The organism is Aliamphritea ceti, from assembly GCF_024347215.1.
Taxonomy (GTDB): domain Bacteria; phylum Pseudomonadota; class Gammaproteobacteria; order Pseudomonadales; family Balneatricaceae; genus Amphritea; species Amphritea ceti.
Genome location: NZ_AP025282.1, coordinates 78,117 through 97,711, shown reverse-complemented (window position 1 = coordinate 97,711; position 19,595 = coordinate 78,117). Strand labels below are relative to the sequence as shown.

Genomic DNA, 19,595 nt, shown 5'->3' with positions numbered 1-19,595 from the left:
GCCGCTTTTCACCGCATTTACGCACCAAGTGTACGACCAAAGTATCTTTTTGTTTGCTTATTTTTGACTATCCGGGCAAAATCGCCGGCCGTTCTTTTGAAAAAGAGACAACTCTTTAAGTATTGCGCAGACGATCCTGCGGTTGCTTGACAGCGAAGGCTGCAATCTGCACATTATTTGCCTTGTCTGCGCAAAGAATAATAATTGGAAGCCTTACCATGGCCACAGATAAGACAGCGCTAGAGCTGCAAGATATTCACAAATCCTTCGGTAGTCTCGAAGTCCTCAAGGGTGTATCCCTGACCGCCAAAGATGGCGATGTAATTTCCATTCTCGGTTCCAGTGGCTCAGGAAAAAGCACCCTGTTGCGCTGTATTAACCTGTTGGAAAATCCAAGTCAGGGCAAAATTATCATGGGTCAGGAAGAGCTTCAGCTCAAGCCGGGAAAAGACGGCAACCTGACCGCAGCCGATCGTAAGCAGCTGGAAAGCATGCGTTCCCGTATCGGTTTCGTATTTCAGAGTTTCAACCTCTGGCCTCACAAGACCATTCTGGAAAACATCATCGAAGCACCTATGCAGGTGCTGAAGCAGTCTAAGGCCCAAGCCGTTAAGCGCGCCGAAGAGTTACTGGAAAAAGTAGGTCTGGCGGATAAGCGCAATGCCTACCCGGACAACCTGTCCGGTGGTCAGAAGCAACGCATCGCTATTGCCCGCACGCTGGCAATGGACCCACAGGTACTGTTATTCGACGAGCCAACATCAGCACTTGACCCCGAGCTGGTCAACGAAGTGCTTAGTGTTATGCGCGAATTAGCAGACGAAGGCCGTACCATGCTGATCGTGACTCACGAAATGCGTTTCGCCCGCGATGTGTCCTCACAGGTTGTATTCCTGCACGAAGGTCAGATCGAAGAAATGGGGCCGCCGGAACAAGTCTTTAACAACCCTAAATCGAAACGTGTTCAGGACTTTATGTCCAGTCACCAATAAGATTTAACAAGATACTTCACGATATCAGTAACTCAGGCTAAATTAAGCCGTGTTACAGAATGATACGTGAGGGTTATTAAACCCTAATAAAAACATAAAGAAGGGACAAATAAATGAAGATCCGTAAGTTATTCACAGCCGCTGCACTGATCACCGGTACTCTGCTTTCTGCTCAGTCTGCTTTTGCTGGCGACAAAATCAAGATCGCTACTGAAGGTGCTTACGCGCCATTCAACATGGTAGATGCAAGCGGTAACCTGGTAGGTTTCGACGTTGATATCGCTAAAGCACTGTGTGCACAGATGAAAGCTGACTGTGAAATCGTTGCTCAGGACTGGGACGGTATCATCCCAGGTCTGCGTGCCAAGAAATACGACGCAATCATCGCGTCTATGTCTATTACTGAAGAGCGTATGCGTGTTGTTGACTTCTCTGAGAAGTACTACTCCAACCTGCTGGCTTTCGTATCCGCTGATGGTTCTAACATCGAAACGACTAAAGAAGGTCTGAAAGGCAAAAACGTTGGTGCACAGCGTGCAACTATCGCCGGTCAGTACCTGGAAGACAACCTGGGTGACGTTGTAAACGTTAAGCTGTATGACACTCAGGACAACGCTTACCTGGATCTTAAAGCAGGCCGTCTAGACGCTCTGCTGTCTGACAAACTGCCAGCATACGACTGGTTAGAAACTGCTGAAGGTAACGGTTATGCCTTCACAGGTGATGCAATCGATATCAAAGACCAGATCGGTATCGCAGTACGTAAAGGCGATGATCTGAAAGGTAAGTTCAGCGACGCGATTAAAGCGATCGTTGCTGACGGTACTTACGAGAAGATCAACGCTAAGTACTTCCCGTTCTCTATCTACTAAGCACGTCTTCTTAAGCTACTTAAGCTAAAGCAGGAGCGGTGGGTTCTGTCTGGAACTCACTGCCCCTAAGCAGGTTGTTTTCATGGATTTACAAGGCTTCGGTCATCTTCTCGTTTCCGGTACCTGGCTGACTGTTCAACTGGCTCTGGCAAGTCTCTTCTTCGGCTTGATCCTGGGTTTGATGGGTGCATCAGCTAAGCTCTCGGATAATAAGTTTGCCCGCTGGGTAGCGACAGGCTACACCACTTTAATTCGCGGCATTCCCGAACTGTTACTGGTACTGACCATTTATTTTGGCGGCGCTCAGGTAATAATGGCTATTGCCAGCCTGTTCGGCTACGACGAGTACATAGAAATCGGTCCCTTTGTAGCCGGTGTCGCTGCGTTGTCGATCGCCTTCGGTGCTTATGCCACTGAAGTATTCCGCATGGCCATGATGGAAATTCCAAAAGGTCAGTGGGAGTCAGGTCTTGCCTGTGGCATGAGCCCGACAAAAACATTTTTCCGTATTATCCTGCCGCAAGTATGGCGTCTCGCTATTCCAGGCCTAGGTAATCTGTTTCAGGTCCTCTTGAAAGATACCGCATTGGTATCGGTCGTCGGCCTGAACGATATTGTTCGCCAATCTCAGGTTGCAATCAGCGCTACCAAGGAACCGTTTACGTTCTTCCTGGTTGCTGCATTTATTTATCTGGCACTGACTGCCATTGCCAACACTATTACCCACTTGCTCGAGCGAGCCAATAATCCAGTTCTACGGGGAGGCCGCTAATGGGTTGGGAATGGGAAGTTATCTTTAAGTATTTTCCACGTTTGCTGGAAGGTGCCTGGCTGACACTTGAACTGGTCGTGATCTCTGGCCTGATCGGTATTGCTCTGTCGATTCCGCTTGCTCTGATGCGCACCTCAGCAAATAACTGGGTGCGGGCATTGCCATTTGCCTACATTTACTTCTTTCGTGGCACGCCACTGCTAGTACAGATCTTTCTGGTTTACTACGGTGCATCCCAGTTCGAAGTGATTCGTGAATCATTCCTTTGGGTCATCCTGAAAGAGCCGTACTGGTGCGCAATTATTGCCTTCAGCCTGAACACGGCAGCTTACAGCGCGGAATTATTCCGTGGTGCGATTCAGGCGATTCCAAACGGTGAGATTGAAGCCGCAGAGTCTCTGGGTATGAGCCATGGATTACTGACCCGCCGGATTATTCTGCCACGGATGTTTGGTATCGCATTGCCTGGCTACGGTAACGAAGTCATCCTGATGCTTAAAGGCAGCGCACTGGCCAGTACCATCACTCTGCTGGATGTTACCGGCATGGCCCGTACTGTTATCGCCCGAACTTATACGCCGCTGGAAATGTTCCTCGCTGCCGGCCTTGTATACTTACTGATGAGTGGTCTGGTTATTGCGTTATTCCGCTTTATGGAAAGCCGCTTTAACCGCTATCAGAGCTACAACCCTGACCGCGAAGCGTAATTACGCCAACAGCTTCACAACAAAAAAGGTGCCCTGGGCACCTTTTTTCGTTTCAGCGGCATCTGCTGTTAAACCATTACTGTTGCTCTAAAAACTCAGCAACGAGTGACTTATAACCCTCACGAAAGCTCGGGTACTTAAACTGATAACCACTGGTATGTAACCGTCGGTTACTGCATTGTTTGCTGCCACCGCTTCTCGGTTGCGCTTCTTCAGTAATCACTACATCCATCTGCTCAGCTAACCAGTGGCTGACTTCATGCAAACTGCTCGGATAGTCGTCGCTGGCCAGATAAATATCGTCAAGTATTTCACCCTGAGCCTGTAAATTAAGCAGATGTGCCAGCACACCAGAGCAATCATCCCGGTGAATACGGTTACTAAACTGGACAGGTTCGGCCGCATAGCCTTTACCCTGAAACACTTGCCCCAGCATATGACTGCGCCCCGGCCCATAAATGCCACTAAAGCGCACCACAGTACCCGGAATTGTATGCTGTAGCAGCTGCTGTTCAGCTTCAAGCATAACCTTGCCATTGAAACGGGGAGGCTGGGTTGCAGAAGCCTCATCCACCCAGCCATCATCATTCTGATGGTATACCGCACTGCTGGATACAAACAAAATACGCTTTACATCCTGAGACGCCAGCGCAGCCTGGAGATTGGCCAAACCTTCAACATATGCCTGCCGATATCCAGCCTCATCCCGCTGACTGGCGGCAACACAATAGACCAGCATATCGATTGCCGGTAAGCTACACAGCTGGGATGGATCACCAAGATCAGCACAAATGCCGTGGATTGCCCCAGGTAGCTGGTTTATATTACGACGCAGGCCATACACCTTATGCCCCTGCTCGTTAAGCTGCAGTGCCAGGTGGATACCGATATCGCCACAACCGGCGATCAGTACCCGCTGTGATGTTTGAGTTGAATCTGAAACGTGCATAAGCAGATAAACCATCCATTGGATTTCATTTGCCGTATCATAGCTTTTTCAGAGCGCTATTGAGAGCGCTGCTTAAAGCTCTATTAAAAGGACCCCCAGGATGACGCTGACCGAGTTACGTTACATCGTTACCCTCGCCCAGGAACAACATTTTGGCCGCGCCGCCGAGCGTTGTTTTGTCAGTCAGCCAACCCTCAGCATTGCGGTTAAAAAGCTCGAAGACGAGTTAGGCACCGCACTGTTCGAACGCAGCAAACATGCTGTTCGGGTCACGCCTATCGGCGAAAAAGTCGTCCGTCAGGCGCAAACCGTTCTGGAACAGGCGGAATCCATTAAAGAAATGGCACAGGAAGGCAAAGACCAACTGGTCAGCCCACTGCGCGTCGGTGCGATTTATACCATCGGGCCCTATCTGTTTCCGCACATGGTTGCTCAGATGCAGGTGCGCGCACCACAAATGCCGCTCTACATCGAAGAAAACTTTACCGAGAACCTGCGCCTTAAAATCCGCAACGGCGAGCTTGATGCCATTATCATTGCATTACCCTTCAGCGAACCGGACATTCTCACCCGGCCGCTATATGAAGAACCCTTCATGATGCTGTTGCCCAAAGACCATCCGTTGTCTGACAAAGATCAGATCGACAGCCAGGTATTGTCTGAACAGGACTTGTTACTACTCGGCGAAGGTCACTGTTTCCGCGATCAGGTACTGGAATCCTGTCCGACGCTGGGCGGCAGCAAAGGCAAAGTCAGCCTGACTGAAGGCAGCTCACTGGAAACCATCCGTATGATGGTTGCCTCTGGCCTGGGATCAAGTGTCATTCCTATGTCCGCAACCGGTGGTCATTATCAGTCCGACATGGTTGTGACGCGCCCGTTTAAGATTCCGGCACCGACCCGTACTGTTGCCATCGCCTGGCGCGCCAGCTTTCCACGCCCTCAGGCAATTGATCTGCTGATCGATGCAATCAGCTGCTGCCCGTTAAATACCAAACCTGCCGATAAGTAAGTTATGACGCCAGGGTTAGCCATGCAGCCGGTTACGGCGCTAAAAGGCGTGGGTGCAGCACTGCAGGAAAAGCTCGCAAAGCTGGATATCCTGACATTGCAGGACCTGCTGTTTCATTTACCCATGCGTTACCAGAACCGCACCCGGATTATGCCGATAGGCTCGTTGCGTCCCGGTGACGAAGGCGTAATAGAAGGTGATATTAAAGGAGCTGATATCGTCATGGGCCGGCGCCGCAGCCTGGTGTGCCGTCTGCAGGACGGAACCGGCACAGTCACATTGCGTTTTTTTCACTTCAGCGCTGCACAGAAAAACAATCTGAAAGCAGGCAACCGGCTACGCTGTTTCGGTGAAATTCGTACCGGCGCTAGCGGTCTGGAGATGTATCACCCGGAATATCGCAAAGTCGATGAAGAAATCGTCACCCCGGTCGAAGAAGCTTTAACACCTATATACCCAACCACTGAAGGTCTAAACCAGGCCCGCTTCCGCAGCTTGACGGAAAGTGCTCTGGCGGCACTGGAAACAGGCACGCTAAACGAATTACTACCCGAAGACATTCTGCACCGCTGGCGACTGCCACCGCTCAACGAATCCGTACGTTACCTGCATCGTCCACCAGTTGACGCTGATACTGACCAGCTGGCTGAAGGCATCCATCCGGCACAACGCCGATTAGCCTTTGAAGAATTACTCGCACATCACCTGTCATTACAGAAACTGCGCCAGAAAACACGGCTGAAAGGCGCACCACATATGCCCCTGAACAGCCCGTATATCCAACAATTTCTCGATCAGTTGCCATTTCCACTGACCGGTGCGCAACAAAAAGTCGGTAATGAAATTGCCGCAGACCTTGCTGAGCCTTTCCCTATGCTGCGACTGGTTCAGGGCGATGTGGGTTCAGGTAAAACCGTAGTCGCAGCTCTCGCAGCTCTACAGGCTGTTGGTGGTGGATATCAGGCGGCCATCATGGCGCCAACAGAAATCCTGGCAGAACAACACTTTAATAACTTCAGCCAATGGCTGGAACCGCTCGGTTTAAAAGTCGCCTGGTTAGCCGGCAAGCTGAAAGGCAAAAAGCGCGAAGCCCAGATGACCGCGATCAGCAGTGGGGAAGCGCAGGTTGTCGTAGGCACCCATGCGCTATTTCAGGACGACGTCAGCTTTGCCAACCTCGGTTTGGTGGTGGTAGATGAGCAACACCGCTTCGGCGTTCATCAGCGACTGGCATTAAGGGAAAAAGGCCGTACCGATTCCCGCGCACCACATCAGCTCATCATGACTGCCACACCCATTCCCCGCACCCTTACCATGAGTGCCTATGCGGATCTGGACTGTTCAATTATCGATGAGCTACCACCCGGCCGAACACCGGTTAATACAGTGGTAATCGCGGATCAGCGCCGCCCGGAAGTCGTACAGCGGGTAAAAGAAGCCTGCGAGCAAGGCAGACAGGTATACTGGGTATGCACGCTGATCGAAGAATCTGAAGCTCTGCAGTGTCAGGCCGCAGAAGTCACCGCCGAAGAATTACAGACAGCACTGTCAGAATTGCGCATTGGTCTGGTTCATGGCCGAATGAAACCCGCCGAAAAAGCCGAAGTCATGGCGCGCTTTAAAGCAGCAGAACTGGATTTACTGGTCGCCACTACAGTGATTGAAGTGGGCGTAGATGTGCCAAACGCCAGTGTGATGATTATCGAGAACCCCGAACGGCTGGGCTTATCTCAGTTACATCAGTTGCGCGGGCGGGTAGGACGGGGATCAGTCGAGAGTTTTTGCCTGTTGATGTATCATGCGCCTCTGTCACAACATGGCCGGGAACGTTTAGCTGTCATGCGGGAAACCACCGACGGCTTCCGTATCGCTGAAAAAGACCTTGAGTTACGCGGGCCGGGAGAAGTACTTGGTACCCGCCAAACCGGTATGATGGCGTTTAAAGTCGCCGATCTGCAGCGTGACAGTGATTTACTGACCCGTGTAAAACAGGTCGCCGGACAACTGAATATTAATGACGGTCAGCATGATGCCATTATTCAGCGTTGGTTAGGCAGGGATGAACAATACGCCAACGTCTGACAGACGCAATCCTGAACCTGTGTATAAACGTTTACAGACACATTTATGACTATACCTCCCTGTCGATTTTCCATTGCTGCCAGCGATGCGCCAATTGAACTGCTACCCCGGGATCTGAGTGAATATCGCGAAGGTAACTGTGGCGTTAATTACGTACATTGCCTGGACTCCGGCATTCCCGGCCCAAGCATTAGCATCGTTGCACTCAATCACGGTAACGAGCTGTGTGGTGCCAACGCCCTGTGCTATCTGTTGGATAACCAGATCATGCCAGTCAAAGGCGACCTGACACTGATCTTTGCCAACGTAGATGCTTATCAGAGCTTTGATCCGCAACGACCTTTTGCCAGTCGTTGTCAGCAGGAGGATATGAACCGTCTCTGGGATGCTTCCCGCCTGATCCGCCCGGACACCTCTGACTGTCAACGTGCTGCAGAAATAGAAGCCTTCATTGCAAATGCTGATCACTTGCTGGATCTGCATTCGACCACCCACCCAGTCTGTCCGATGCTGATTTATCCTGACACCGGAGCTAACCTCGATTTTGGGAAGACCCTGAATTATCCATTCCCTAAGCTGTATTATCGCCCGGAGACCTATCATGGTGGCTTGCTGATTAACTATCATCAGCAACTGCACCCGGATGCGGTATCTGTTGTTGCTGAATGCGGTCAGCATTTTTCCCATGCTGCTACTCAGCAGGCAATCAGTACGACTATTCGCTTTATCCAGCAGTTCGGAATGCTCGACCCATCAGTCCAGCAACCTGAATATGGCTATGAAAAAAGCCAGCATGCCGGTGAATATCGTATCCACCAGGTACTTAATGCGGCTTCTGAAAACTTTAGTTTTGCCGAAAGCGTGCTCGGTTTTGAACGTTATCAGCAGGGCCAGGCATTTGCGCATGATGCCGGTAATGATCTGCTGGCACCCTTTGATAACTGCACACTGATCATGCCAGCCCGTGTGCCGGTAATGGACGAAGAAGCCGTTACCCTGGCTGAATTTGTCGCCTGATCAGATCTGATGATAAGCCTTATTGATAAAACACTGGCCTTAGCCAACGCCACAGGAAGATATTGTGACCATTTCCCCATCGCAGCTTGAACTCATAACCCGCCAGCTGGGCCGTGAACCCCGAGGACTGAAGGCAATTGCCTGGCAGTCTAGCAATGGTGTACCGGCAGTACTGCAAATGCGTTCACTGGTCGATGACCAACCGTTTCCTACGCTTTACTGGCTCTCATCCAAAGACATTTATCAGGCCATAGCCGAAATTGAAACAGCTGGCTGGGTAAAACTTATTGAGCAGGAAATCAGTGCTGACGAGTCACTAAAGCAGGCTCACTGGCAAGACCAGGAACGCTATGTAGCACGTCGCTGGGAAATGATGCTTCCGGAAGATAAACAACGCATAGACGAACTCGGTTTCAGCGAATTATTTAACAGCTACGGCATTGGTGGCATTCGGCACTGGGATAAAGTCCGTTGCCTGCATATGCAATACGCTTATCATCTGGCAATGGAAGCAGAAGGGGGAACAACCATCGGTCGTCGCCTGGATAACGAATTCGCCCTTAACGAAATATCCATCAGCCTGTAAGCAAAGCTACTATGAATCGTCGCAAAAAAATTAACGACACTCTGAAGAGAAAGGCTAAGAAGGCAAATGCCCATCTGAAGATATCAGCCAAACCACGTTATATCGCTAAAGCTGACAGAGAAAAACTGATAGAAAATCAGCCAGATACAGCGTCTAAGCCAATATCCGACGGCTAAATTTCAGGCAAAAAAAAGGGCCGCAAGTTGCAGCCCTAAAGGAGTCTCGTTACGACCATAAACGGTCCCGAAAAAAATAAACGAGTGCTATAAACTGTATGGTTCAAAAGAACCGGCTTTACTGTTTAAAGCATTTAAGCTCATCAATTAAAAACAGTAAAACACTTAAATCTGTGTGTTGAATACGGCTTGCTCAGCAACGCAAGATCCTTATCTGTTTACGACAAATCCCGACGTTAACTACTAAACCTTTAGCAATTCCGCTCTTTAGGATGTGGATCATCTTCAACGTGATGCTTATACTAAAGTCTCTTCAGGTTAATAACAAACGACTGTTTTTCAGCAAAATGGTGAAATAAACTCACCAATTGAGGTGTATATCCGACGCTTACCCCCACTCAATGCCCTGCGCAGTTTTGAAGCGGCCGCCCGTTTGGGGAGTTTTATCAAGGCAGCGGAAGAGCTTTTTGTTACCCCTTCAGCGGTTAGCCATCAGGTAAAGTCGCTGGAAGACTTTCTTGGCCTGAAGCTGTTCCACCGGGAAAAGCGTCAGGTGCACATCACTATTGCCGGTGAAAAGTATCTGGTCGCGGTTCAGCATGCGCTTGATGAACTGGACAGTGCCACCCGGCGGCTAATGTCTGCACCGAATACCAGCTCTGTTACCTTTGAAGCTCCACCGGCATTTCTCAACCGCTGGCTGATGCCGAAAATTAAAGACTTTCAGATACGTCACCCGGAAGTAGAGCTGCGCCTCAGTGCCGCGGTTGGTACATCACGCATCGACTTTGATCATAACGATCTTGATATGGCAGTGTATTTCGGCGAAAAAGCTCCTGATGGCGTCACCGCTTATCTGGTCCACCGTTCTCATATTGTACCTGTGTGCAGCCCTCGCATGCTGGAGGACCACGACGCGATAAGCAGCCCTGAAGATTTAGTCAGCTGGCCACTTATTCATGTCAGTAGCCGTAAGGATGAATGGCCAAAAATGATGCAACAGGCCGGCGTCAACATGACAGGCCTGGAAAAAGGTCTTTCCTTTTCCAGTACTCAGCTGGCTCTAGGCGCCGCACTGGAAGGCTTGGGCGTCGCACTTTCTGACCGTGGCCTGGTGGCCAGGGAGCTGCAGTATGACCAGCTAATTATCCCGGTTGATCTTGAACTCATTACCGGCAAAGCCTTCTATCTGGTTTACCCGGATGATCTCCAGCTAACCTATGGCATGCGGGTCTTCCGTGACTGGCTATTGGAAGTCATGGGCCTTGCTAACCCCACCGGCGAATGAGCCAGCTAACAACTCTGTTTTCAGAGCTGCTTTTATACAGCTCTGATGCTTAGTTTTCACGAATGTTCAGGTTTTGAAATGCGCCACCAGGCCGCGTAAATCAGCAGTAAGTTCAGCCACCTGGCCACTGACCGTTTCCACTTGCCGTGAGTCATTATAAGTAGACTCACTCAGCTGATGTATCTCATTCACTGACCGGTTGATCTCATTTGCTGTACTGCTTTGCTGCTCCGCCGCGCTGGCAATTTGCAAATTCATATCATTGATTCGTTCAACTGCCGTGCCGATGAGTGTCAGGGACTGTTCAGCATGCTGAGCTAACTCTACCGTTTCACGGGTTTTCTCAGTGCCCTGCTGCATGGCATCAGCTGAACGGCCAGCTTTACTCTGTAAGCTTTCAATCAGCTGCTGAATCATAACGGTGGATTCCTGCGTCCTGCTGGCCAGTGTCCGAACTTCATCTGCTACTACCGCAAAGCCTCGCCCATGATCTCCGGCCCGGGCCGCTTCAATGGCCGCATTCAGTGCCAGAAGGTTAGTTTGATCTGCCACATCCGTAATAACATCCAAAATATTACCCACGTTTGAAGCTTCAGTATTCAACTGCATGATCGCTTCGCGGGCTTTTTCAATATCACCGGCCAGCGCTTCAATTGCTGTATTTACCTGACCTACCATAGCGCGTCCCTGACGGGCTTCGTTATCCGCTTCTGTTGCAGAACCAGCGGCCAACTGGGCGCTTTCAGCCACTTCTCTGACAGTACTTGTCATCTGTTCCATAGCTACCGCCGTATGCTGCAAATTATCCTTTTGCTGCTGAACGTTGGCAGAGGTCTGGCCGGAAATCGTCGTGACGTTATTACCCGCCTCAGTGAGCTGACCGGATGCACTGGCAATGGCATTAATCATTTCCAGCAAGTGATCAGTCATCTTATTCATCGCCTGCAACAGCTGACCGGTTTCATCTCTGGCGCTGACTTTTAGTCGCACAGTCAGATCGCCTTCGGCCAGTTTATCTGCCACCAGCACCGCTTCAGATAAGGGTTTAGTAATTGCTCTGCTCAACCTGGTACCCAGTAATAAGCCAATCAGAACCGATATCAAACTAATAACCAGCATGCCCTGCAAAGCGTCATCTTTCGTCTGGCTGGCATCCGCAACAGCGGTCTCAGTCATGGCATTTACTGCCAGGAGTAAGTCTGCCAGTGAACGATTGATTTCATCTCTGCTGGTAATAATGGCTGCAGACTCATCCGGCGAGACACTTTCACCGGCATCTATCGCCCGGTAAAAATTCTCAATTTGCTGATTCAGCGCCTGATGCTGCGCTTCTACTACAGAGAACTGCTGGGCCAGTACTTCTAAGCCATCGGAGCTCACCGCCTGCTGGCGCAGTTCAGTAATAATATTTTGCCCCTGAGCTATCTGGTCACTGATTTGCGTCGCTATCTCAGCAGTAGCCGTGCCCAGCGCCGGAATGTCTATTTCCCCATAGCCAATGCCTTCACCGCGCATGGCCCGCTCTATCAGTATCGCTTCGTGTAACTGACTGATAGTCACGTCATTAAACAGTTTAGCAAGGGGGATTTCTTCACTGGAAATAGCGCTGAGCTTGCCACTGATGGCATCAATTTTAAGTGTTCCGAAACCTGAAATAAGTACCAGCAGGGCCATCAGGATTAACACCAGCGCATTAATTTTGTTCTTTATGGACAGATCTTTTATGCGGTTCAGCATTGCCTTACTCCTCACGTGCACGCACGTTTTCACTGACGTTACTAAGCAAGGGAGCGGCGCTACAAAGGCTGAGAGCCAGTATCATCAGTGGGCAGTTTTTATATTTATTCTGTTTGCTCACACAACCATCAGATCATATAAGTCATATATATGATATATACCTAATGACAGCTCTGTAAATCACCCTGATCAGATCAGACATCCCATTTTGACCAACTAAAATTCTGAACCGACGAAACATATGTCTTAGCAGCTGTAATATCCGGAGAAGAATATTCACTTCAACAGCCAGATAACTTGACCTCAACCTAGGTTAAGGTTTTATTCTCCCGCGACTTTCAATTTTCTGATCCGCAAGCCAAGATCAATACATCTTTTCAAAGTTCCGGAGAACGCCTTAATGGCCAACACCAGCGCGACCGAAAAAGCCTTCAGCAGTAACCCCGATGAGGCTGAAAAACATGCTGAACGACAACGTGGCTGGCGCACCCTGCGCAGAGTCGCGCCTTTTCTCTGGCCCGCCGATCAGCCCTGGGTAAAACGCCGGGTGGTTCTGTCACTGTCGCTGCTGTTAACGGCTAAACTGATCATTGTTGGCACGCCTTTCCTGTACAAAAATGCCGTTGACGCGATGGCCGGTGACAACAGCGACCCCAGCTGGCTTTTGGCGGTAGGTACAACCGGGCTGGTAATCGCTTTTGGTATGGCACGCCTGATGAGCGTGTTGTTTGAAGAATTACGCAACGTGGTTTTTTCAAGGGTAGGTCAGCGCGCGTTGCGGATGCTGGCCCGGGAAACTATCAGCCATGTACACCAACTATCTCTGCGTTATCACATCAGCCGTAAAACCGGCAGCCTTAACCGCGTCATAGAGCGGGGTGTAAAAGGTGTCGACTTTTTGCTGCGCTTTATCCTTTTTAACATCGGTCCGTTGATTCTTGAATTGCTACTGATCTCACTGATACTGATTTTTGTATTTGATGTCTGGTATCTGGCGGTTGTGGTCGGCATTGTCAGCCTGTACGTCGCATTCACAACTAAGGTAACCGAATGGCGGGTAAGAATACGCCGGGAGATGAACGATCAGGATAAGGACGCGAATCAGAAAGCCATCGACAGCCTTCTGAATTTTGAAACGGTAAAATATTTCGGTGCAGAAAACCGTGAAGCCGATCGTTACGACCGTGCTATGGCCGGCTATGAAACCGCGTCATTAAAAACCATCAGTTCACTGGGGATGCTCAACGCAGGGCAGTCCTTAATTCTCAATGTTGGCCTGGTACTGGCACTGCTGCTGGCTGCCAGAGATGTCATGAGCGGCGAGCTTACTGTAGGTGGGTTTGTCATGGTTAACGCTTACATGATGCAGGTAATGATGCCGCTGAATTATCTTGGCTATGTTTATCGTGAGATCCGCCAGTCACTGGTTGATATGGGGGAGATGTTCGACTTGTTAGGCCAGCCCGCTGAAATTACTGACAAGCCTGACGCGCCAGAGCTGCAAGTGCAGGGCGGTCGCATCCAGCTGGATAACGTGCACTTCAGCTATGAACCGGAACGGCCGATTCTGCAAGGCGTCAGTCTGACACTGGAAGCTGGCCAGACACTGGCAATTGTTGGTGCTTCCGGCTCAGGAAAATCCACCATCGGTAGGCTGTTATTCCGTTTTTATGATGTCCAGAAAGGCGCATTACTTATCGATGCACAGGATGTACGTGACGTTACTCAGGACAGCTTACATGCAAGCATAGGTGTTGTGCCGCAAGATACGGTTCTGTTCAACGATACTATCTACTACAACATTGCTTATGGCCGCCCCGACGCCAGCCAGGCAGAGGTTGAAGCCGCGGCCAAAGCAGCCAGGATTCATGAGTTTGTCAGCGCCTTACCTAAAGGCTATGACACAACCGTAGGCGAACGGGGACTGAAACTTTCCGGAGGCGAAAAGCAGCGGGTAGGCATTGCCCGTACCCTGTTGAAAAACCCTCCGATTTTACTCCTTGATGAAGCCACTTCTGCACTGGACAGCCAGACCGAACGAGATATTCAGGAAAGCCTCAAGGCAATGGGGCAGGGCCGCAGCGTTATGACCATTGCGCACCGTTTATCAACCGTTGTCGATGCAGATCAGATTCTGGTGCTGCAACAGGGCAAAGTTGCTGAACGTGGCACCCATAGCGAGCTGCTCGAACAGGCCGGTTTGTACGCACAAATGTGGCAACATCAGTTGGACGCTCCCGGCGCCCCGATATCCAGCTCAACAAACTCTGCCAACAAGGACGCGGATAATGTCTAAGCAAACACACAACACCCCTCCGGCAGACGCACGCTGGTCTGAACTTCTCAGTGGCCGTAACGGAGTACTGTCATTGGCACTGACCGGAGGCATGTGCCTGCATGCTGTTAATACTTATATTTCAACAACGATGCTGCCATCCATAGTCACGGACATCGGCGGACAACACCTTTACGCATGGAATACCACGCTATTCATGCTGGCGGCTATTTTAAGCGCGGCTGTCAGCGGTAAATTACTGAATCAGGCTGGCCCCAAAAAAGCCTATGCTATTGGTAGCGTCATCTTTCTGCTGGGCAGCCTGATAGCCGCAGCCGCACCAAATATGTCCGTCATGCTACTTGGCCGGACAGTGCAGGGGGCAGGCGGCGGCCTGTTATTCAGCTTTTGCTATGGGATGATTATGCTGGTCTTCGAAGAGCGACTCTGGCCACGTGCTATGGCACTGCTATCCGGCGTATATGGTGTCGCTTTGCTGGTTGGCCCGGCTATTGGAGGCATGTTTGCAGAGCTGCTTACCTGGCGACTGGGATTCGCGATACTGGCACCGATTACCTTACTTTATCTGCTACTCACCAGTTTGATGCTGCCCGCAAAACAGGCACAGACAACTATTACAAAAATACCTCTCCGACAGCTATTCCTGCTTGCCGTCGCTGTTTTGGTGCTGTCTCTGGCAGGTACCCGCCCTGAATTACTGCTAAATCTGGCCGGCATTGCCGTGGCGGTTATTTGCATACTGTTGCTTGCCAAACTTGAGGCAAACAGCCCCTCACGGTTATTTCCCCGGGGTACCTTTACCTTCGGTTCTCCCCTATGTCTGACATTACTCCTGCTGGCTCTGTTAATCTTTTGCGTTGCCAGTGAGATCTATATTCCGTTTTATCTGCAGGTATTACACGGCCAGACACCGCTGCTAGCTGGCTATGTAGCAGCAATGATGTCGGTAGGCTGGGTAATATCCGAAATCCTCAGTGCGCGCTTCTCAGGCGCCTCTATGCACAGAACTATTCGCTTTGGGCCCTATGCGATTCTGTTCGGCATGCTGGGGCTGGTGCTTACTGTTCCTGCATACTCTGACAGCAACACACTGATGATTGTACTTATCAGCCTGTCTCTTATCGCAGTAGGTGCCGGGGTAGGTATCGGCTGGCCGCATCTGTCCACTTTTGCACTTAAATTCAGCCCGCCGGAAGATGCTGATATTGCAGGCTCAGCACTATCTACCGTGCAGCAGTTTGCAATTGCCTTTGGTGCTGCGTTAGCGGGAATTGTGGTCAACCTGAGCGGTTTCAATGAAGCCGGCATGGCACCTGTTGCCAGCTCTGCTTACTGGCTATACCTGTGTTTTGCCGGGGTCGCGGTTGTCGCAATATTCATCGCTATTCTGTTTTACCGTCGTGTATCCGCTAAAGATCAGGGAACTGAAAATGATTCGGGCTTACAGACAACCTGATCTGACAATCACATAAAAAAACGGAGGCCATAGCCTCCGTTTTTTGTCATTCAGCTTTCACTGCCCGGAAATCGTTTTTTCCAGATTATGAATTCGCTGCGGATTCGACGGGTGACTGCTCAGAAAACCACCGCCGCTGCCATACTTAGCCTGCAGAGTTTTAATCGAACGGGTCATTGCCCGAGGGTCCTGATTGCGTGACCTGAGAAACTCTACCGCATAACGGTCAGCAGCCAGTTCATCGTGTTGTGAAAACTGAGCATTAACCGCTTTATAAGCCAGGCCACCCAGCTGTGAAGACGTCAGTGCGCCAATATCACCGCCAGCGGATGCTGCTGTCTGAAATGCAGCGTTTGTTAGCAACTGGCTGCGCATCTGGTTATAACTGTGTTTCAGCTTCACGTGACCAATTTCATGACCAATAACCGCTAAAACCTGATCATCCGGCATCGCATCTAACAAACCAGAATGCACTCTTACTGTGCCGTCAGGCATAGCAAAGGCATTGACGCTCTTATCCAGATAAACCTTATAATTAAGCTTCAGCCCATCTGCATTTTCCAACCCGCGAACAATTCGCTGTAAACGCGCATCGTACTTGCTGCCTGGCGCTGCAACTTTATTCTTCTTATCCAGCTCTTTGGCCGATAAAGAAGCGGTCTTCACGACCTGTTTTTCATCCAGCGTAGCAGCCTGCAGCACACTGGTGCCCAACATCACTGCACTGGCCATATTCAGTTCGCCATCTTTAACACAGCCGGTCAGCGCCAGCGATAAACCGACTGCCGCAGCAACCCGGGCTAACTTTTTCATGATTTACTTCCATAGCATTCAGACATCCGCATAAGTGTATCAGATGCCTGTTTAATCAGAACGTTCAGATAACGCCTAACTCTTTCAGACGCTCTGTCAGATAGCTGTCTGCTGTATAGCGCTCAGATAGCACCACTTCAGGCTTAGGATGCAAAAACAGCGGCAGAGAGATCCGCGAACGCTGCATATTCGCGCCTTCAGGGTTAATAACCCGATGTGTGGTGGATGGAAAATAATGCCCGGAAGCTTCCTGCAACATATCGCCAATATTAATGATCAGGTTACCGAACTCACAAGGTACATCCAGCCAGCTGCCCTCCTTAGACTTCACCTGCAAGCCCGGCTCATTTGCCGCCGGCAGAATCGTAATCAGGTTAATATCCTCATGGGCTGCTGCACGGATTGCATCAGCTTCTTCGTCACCCTGCAGTGGCGGATAGTGCAATACCCGTAACAGGGTCGACTGACTGCCTTCAATCATGGATGTCAGCGGTTGGCTATATCCTGCCGCAATTTCACCCGGGCTGAAGGCTTCAATCCAGCTCAGCAGTTCACCGGCGAGACTGTTTGCTTCACGGTAATATTCACTGATTTCTGCGTGAAGCTCGTCCGGGCACTGACCCCAGGGGTAGTAGTGGTAATACTCTTTGATGTCTTTTACTTTGTGGTCTTTCGCCACTTCGGAGACACTCGCCGGAAAAAAACCGTCCTGAGTGCCTTTGTTAAACAGAAAATCCTGCTTAGTATCACCGTCAAAAAAAGTCTGCCAGTTCTGATAAATAGATGTCACCAGCTCCTGACGGATAGGATGATTTTTCAGGACACCAAAACCGGTTTCACGCAGGGATTCAACAAACTGCTGCCGGGCATCATCGGCGCGGTAATCTATAGCTGTCAGGGTGGTCATTACTTACTCCAAAAATCACTGGTCATTGCATCACGGAATAGCGCCACCAGACGCTGATCGTCTACGCCCATGCAGGCTTTCTGTTTTGGCCGTTCCTGCCAAAAGGGCAGCGGATAAGGAATGCCGAAGCGGCTCATAATCGTCTGACCAATAGCAACACCGTCAGTCGCTACACACACTTCACCACTTTCCACTGTAAAGATATCCGGAGCAATGACATAAGCAACAGCGGATACATCGTGGCCATAGCAGCCGTCAATATCCCGGATAGAGCTATAAAAGCTGATATAAAACTGAGCGGCCTGATGCATGAAAGCCCCCACTTTCGGATTTTCATCCCGAATCTGATTAAACAGGGCATTGCTCAGCACGACCTGATGCGTCACGTCCAAACCGACAATCACAACTTCCCAGCTTGCCGCCATAACTTTATCCGCAGCATGCGGATCAGACAGAATATTGGCTTCGGCAACGGGGGATACATTCCCATCAGCAGCGATTACGCCACCCATGATAACGACCTGCTTCACCTTATCTACAATTTGCGGTTGTAACTTCAGCGCAGCCGCCAAATTACCCAGGGGACCTACAGCCACCAGCGTTACTTCGCCTGGCTGCGACATTACCTGATCAACAATAAACTCTGCAGCACTCTGGGCGATTGGCGCACCTTTTGGTGCCGGCAGGTTAATATTGCCGAAGCCATCTTTACCGTGCACAAAATCTGGGAAATCACTCAGTGACTTTACCCATGGAGTCTCGACACCTTTGGCAACCGGGACATCGACGCCGGCCATTTCAACCAGTTGCAGCGCATTAATCGTCGCCTGCTCAACTGAGACATTACCGAACGTCGTTGTCAGCCCCAGTAATTCAACCTCCGGATGTGCAAAAGCAGTAAAAATTGCCATTGCATCATCAATGCCCGGATCCGTATCCAGAATAATTTTGTGTGTCATATTATTATCTCGCTTGCAGCGCAAACCAGCCTGAAAACAGGCCGGCAATTATCTATTAACAAGGTGCTGTGAAAGGTGAGCTCAAATCTGATCGACTTCAGCCCGGGTCGGAATACTCACCGACGCACCCACTTTCTGCACCGCCAGAGATGAAGCTTTACAACCCATCTCTAACGCTGTTTTTGGGGAGCTCTGCTGGCACAGTGCTGCCAGCAGATATCCCAGGAATGTGTCTCCGGCCGCAGTCGTATCAACCGCTTCAACTTTCAGTGCCGGTACAAATATAACCGTTTCAGCATCCACCCAAAGCGCACCTTTTGAACCAAAGGTCACGACCGTCTTAGTGGTTGGTAAACGATCCCGCAAAGCCGCCACCAACTGATCCTGACTTTGCCAGTCACAGTCTAATAGCTGTTGTACTTCAATTTCGTTGACCACCAGCAAAGACAGATCATGTAGCGGTAAAGCCCGTACAGAATCGTCCATGGGGGACGGATTAAACGCCACCTGCAAGCCCTTGGTTGCAGCTATGCTAATCATCTCAGCTGTACAGCTGCACTCGTTTTGCAGCAGCAGCCAGTCACCGCTAACGGCGCCGTCCAGCAAAGCATCCAGTTCATCAGCCCGGAAACTGTGATTAGCACCGGCAAATAAAATGATCGAATTCTCTGCCTGCGCATCCACCTGAATAATCGCATGACCGCTGGGCGTATCAACTGCCGTTACCCGGCTACAGTCAACACCGGCATCCTGCAGTTGAGTCGCTACCCAGCTGTCGGTTTTACCATAACGGCCAATGTGCAACACCGGTACACCGGCCTGCGCTGCCGCAATCGACTGATTAGTCCCTTTACCGCCTAATACCTGGCGGTAATCAGTACTGGCCAGAGTTTCGCCCGGCGCAACCAGATGTGGCATCTGATAAATATGATCAACGTTGATCGATCCATAACTGAAAATACGTGTGCTCATGG

The 19,595-nt window shown here is 50.4% G+C and carries 18 protein-coding genes; 12 read left to right on the top strand and 6 right to left on the bottom strand.

Annotation, left to right across the window (positions count from 1 at the left end; genetic code table 11):
• The first annotated feature begins 218 nt into the window (after positions 1-218).
• From OCU49_RS00425 to OCU49_RS00410, 4 genes are all read left to right on the top strand, one after another.
• Positions 219-992: an ABC transporter ATP-binding protein gene (locus OCU49_RS00425; protein WP_261843058.1), complete on the top strand. Its 774-nt coding sequence runs from the start codon at positions 219-221 to the stop codon at positions 990-992.
• Positions 993-1,105: 113 nt separating this feature from the next.
• The gene (locus tag OCU49_RS00420; protein WP_261843057.1) at positions 1,106-1,864 is read left to right on the top strand and encodes an ABC transporter substrate-binding protein; all 759 of its coding nucleotides are present in this window, start codon (positions 1,106-1,108) and stop codon (positions 1,862-1,864) included.
• Between the two features lie 82 nt (positions 1,865-1,946).
• The gene (locus OCU49_RS00415) at positions 1,947-2,636 is read left to right on the top strand and encodes an ABC transporter permease (RefSeq protein ID WP_261843056.1); all 690 of its coding nucleotides are present in this window, start codon (positions 1,947-1,949) and stop codon (positions 2,634-2,636) included.
• The gene (locus OCU49_RS00410; RefSeq protein WP_261843055.1) at positions 2,636-3,343 is read left to right on the top strand and encodes an ABC transporter permease; all 708 of its coding nucleotides are present in this window, start codon (positions 2,636-2,638) and stop codon (positions 3,341-3,343) included. Before OCU49_RS00415 ends, OCU49_RS00410 begins: the two co-directional genes overlap by 1 nt.
• Positions 3,344-3,419: 76 nt before the next feature.
• Here the strand turns inward: OCU49_RS00410 and OCU49_RS00405 are convergent, their stop codons facing one another.
• The gene (locus OCU49_RS00405) at positions 3,420-4,292 is read right to left on the bottom strand and encodes an SDR family oxidoreductase (RefSeq protein WP_261843054.1); all 873 of its coding nucleotides are present in this window, start codon (positions 4,290-4,292) and stop codon (positions 3,420-3,422) included.
• A gap of 100 nt (positions 4,293-4,392) precedes the next feature.
• Between OCU49_RS00405 and OCU49_RS00400 the strand changes: the two genes are divergently transcribed.
• The 6 genes from OCU49_RS00400 to gcvA all read left to right on the top strand — a co-directional run bounded on the left by OCU49_RS00400 (position 4,393) and on the right by gcvA (position 10,453).
• Positions 4,393-5,304, top strand: coding sequence for a hydrogen peroxide-inducible genes activator (locus OCU49_RS00400; protein ID WP_261843053.1), 912 nt, complete (start codon positions 4,393-4,395; stop codon positions 5,302-5,304).
• A gap of 3 nt (positions 5,305-5,307) precedes the next feature.
• Positions 5,308-7,386, top strand: coding sequence for an ATP-dependent DNA helicase RecG (gene recG, locus OCU49_RS00395; RefSeq protein ID WP_261843052.1), 2,079 nt, complete (start codon positions 5,308-5,310; stop codon positions 7,384-7,386).
• A 45-nt stretch (positions 7,387-7,431) separates the two neighbouring features.
• Positions 7,432-8,403, top strand: a complete 972-nt coding sequence (locus OCU49_RS00390) for a M14 family metallopeptidase (protein WP_261843051.1) — start codon at positions 7,432-7,434, stop codon at positions 8,401-8,403.
• A 64-nt stretch (positions 8,404-8,467) separates the two neighbouring features.
• Complete coding sequence (locus tag OCU49_RS00385; protein WP_261843050.1) at positions 8,468-8,989, top strand: DUF501 domain-containing protein; 522 nt, start codon at positions 8,468-8,470, stop codon at positions 8,987-8,989.
• A gap of 11 nt (positions 8,990-9,000) precedes the next feature.
• Complete coding sequence (locus OCU49_RS00380) at positions 9,001-9,165, top strand: DUF2986 domain-containing protein (protein WP_261843049.1); 165 nt, start codon at positions 9,001-9,003, stop codon at positions 9,163-9,165.
• Positions 9,166-9,538: 373 nt separating this feature from the next.
• The gene (gcvA, locus tag OCU49_RS00375; protein WP_261843048.1) at positions 9,539-10,453 is read left to right on the top strand and encodes a transcriptional regulator GcvA; all 915 of its coding nucleotides are present in this window, start codon (positions 9,539-9,541) and stop codon (positions 10,451-10,453) included.
• 66 nt (positions 10,454-10,519) lie between these two features.
• On the opposite strand, the gene OCU49_RS00370 is transcribed toward gcvA, so the two are convergent.
• Entirely contained in the window at positions 10,520-12,190 is a 1,671-nt protein-coding gene (locus tag OCU49_RS00370) for a methyl-accepting chemotaxis protein (protein WP_261843047.1), read from the bottom strand.
• Between the two features lie 400 nt (positions 12,191-12,590).
• On the opposite strand from OCU49_RS00370, the gene OCU49_RS00365 reads away from it, so the two are divergent.
• Both OCU49_RS00365 and OCU49_RS00360 read left to right on the top strand, forming a co-directional pair.
• On the top strand, positions 12,591-14,486 hold the full coding sequence (locus OCU49_RS00365; RefSeq protein WP_261843046.1) for an ABCB family ABC transporter ATP-binding protein/permease: 1,896 nt from the start codon (positions 12,591-12,593) through the stop codon (positions 14,484-14,486).
• On the top strand, positions 14,479-15,942 hold the full coding sequence (locus tag OCU49_RS00360; RefSeq protein ID WP_261843045.1) for an MFS transporter: 1,464 nt from the start codon (positions 14,479-14,481) through the stop codon (positions 15,940-15,942). Before OCU49_RS00365 ends, OCU49_RS00360 begins: the two co-directional genes overlap by 8 nt.
• Positions 15,943-15,999: 57 nt before the next feature.
• Here OCU49_RS00360 and OCU49_RS00355 read toward each other — a convergent pair whose 3' ends face one another.
• The 4 genes from OCU49_RS00355 to OCU49_RS00340 all read right to left on the bottom strand — a co-directional run bounded on the left by OCU49_RS00355 (position 16,000) and on the right by OCU49_RS00340 (position 19,593).
• Positions 16,000-16,755, bottom strand: a complete 756-nt coding sequence (locus tag OCU49_RS00355) for a M48 family metallopeptidase (RefSeq protein WP_261843044.1) — start codon at positions 16,753-16,755, stop codon at positions 16,000-16,002.
• 64 nt (positions 16,756-16,819) lie between these two features.
• Positions 16,820-17,662 carry an isopenicillin N synthase family dioxygenase gene (locus OCU49_RS00350; RefSeq protein ID WP_261843043.1) on the bottom strand — a complete coding sequence of 281 codons (843 nt, stop codon included), beginning with the start codon at positions 17,660-17,662 and terminating at the stop codon, positions 16,820-16,822.
• The gene (locus OCU49_RS00345; RefSeq protein WP_261843042.1) at positions 17,662-18,621 is read right to left on the bottom strand and encodes a nucleoside hydrolase; all 960 of its coding nucleotides are present in this window, start codon (positions 18,619-18,621) and stop codon (positions 17,662-17,664) included. Before OCU49_RS00345 ends, OCU49_RS00350 begins: the two co-directional genes overlap by 1 nt.
• An 81-nt stretch (positions 18,622-18,702) precedes the next feature.
• Entirely contained in the window at positions 18,703-19,593 is an 891-nt protein-coding gene (locus tag OCU49_RS00340) for a ribokinase (protein ID WP_261843041.1), read from the bottom strand.
• Positions 19,594-19,595: the final 2 nt, after the last annotated feature.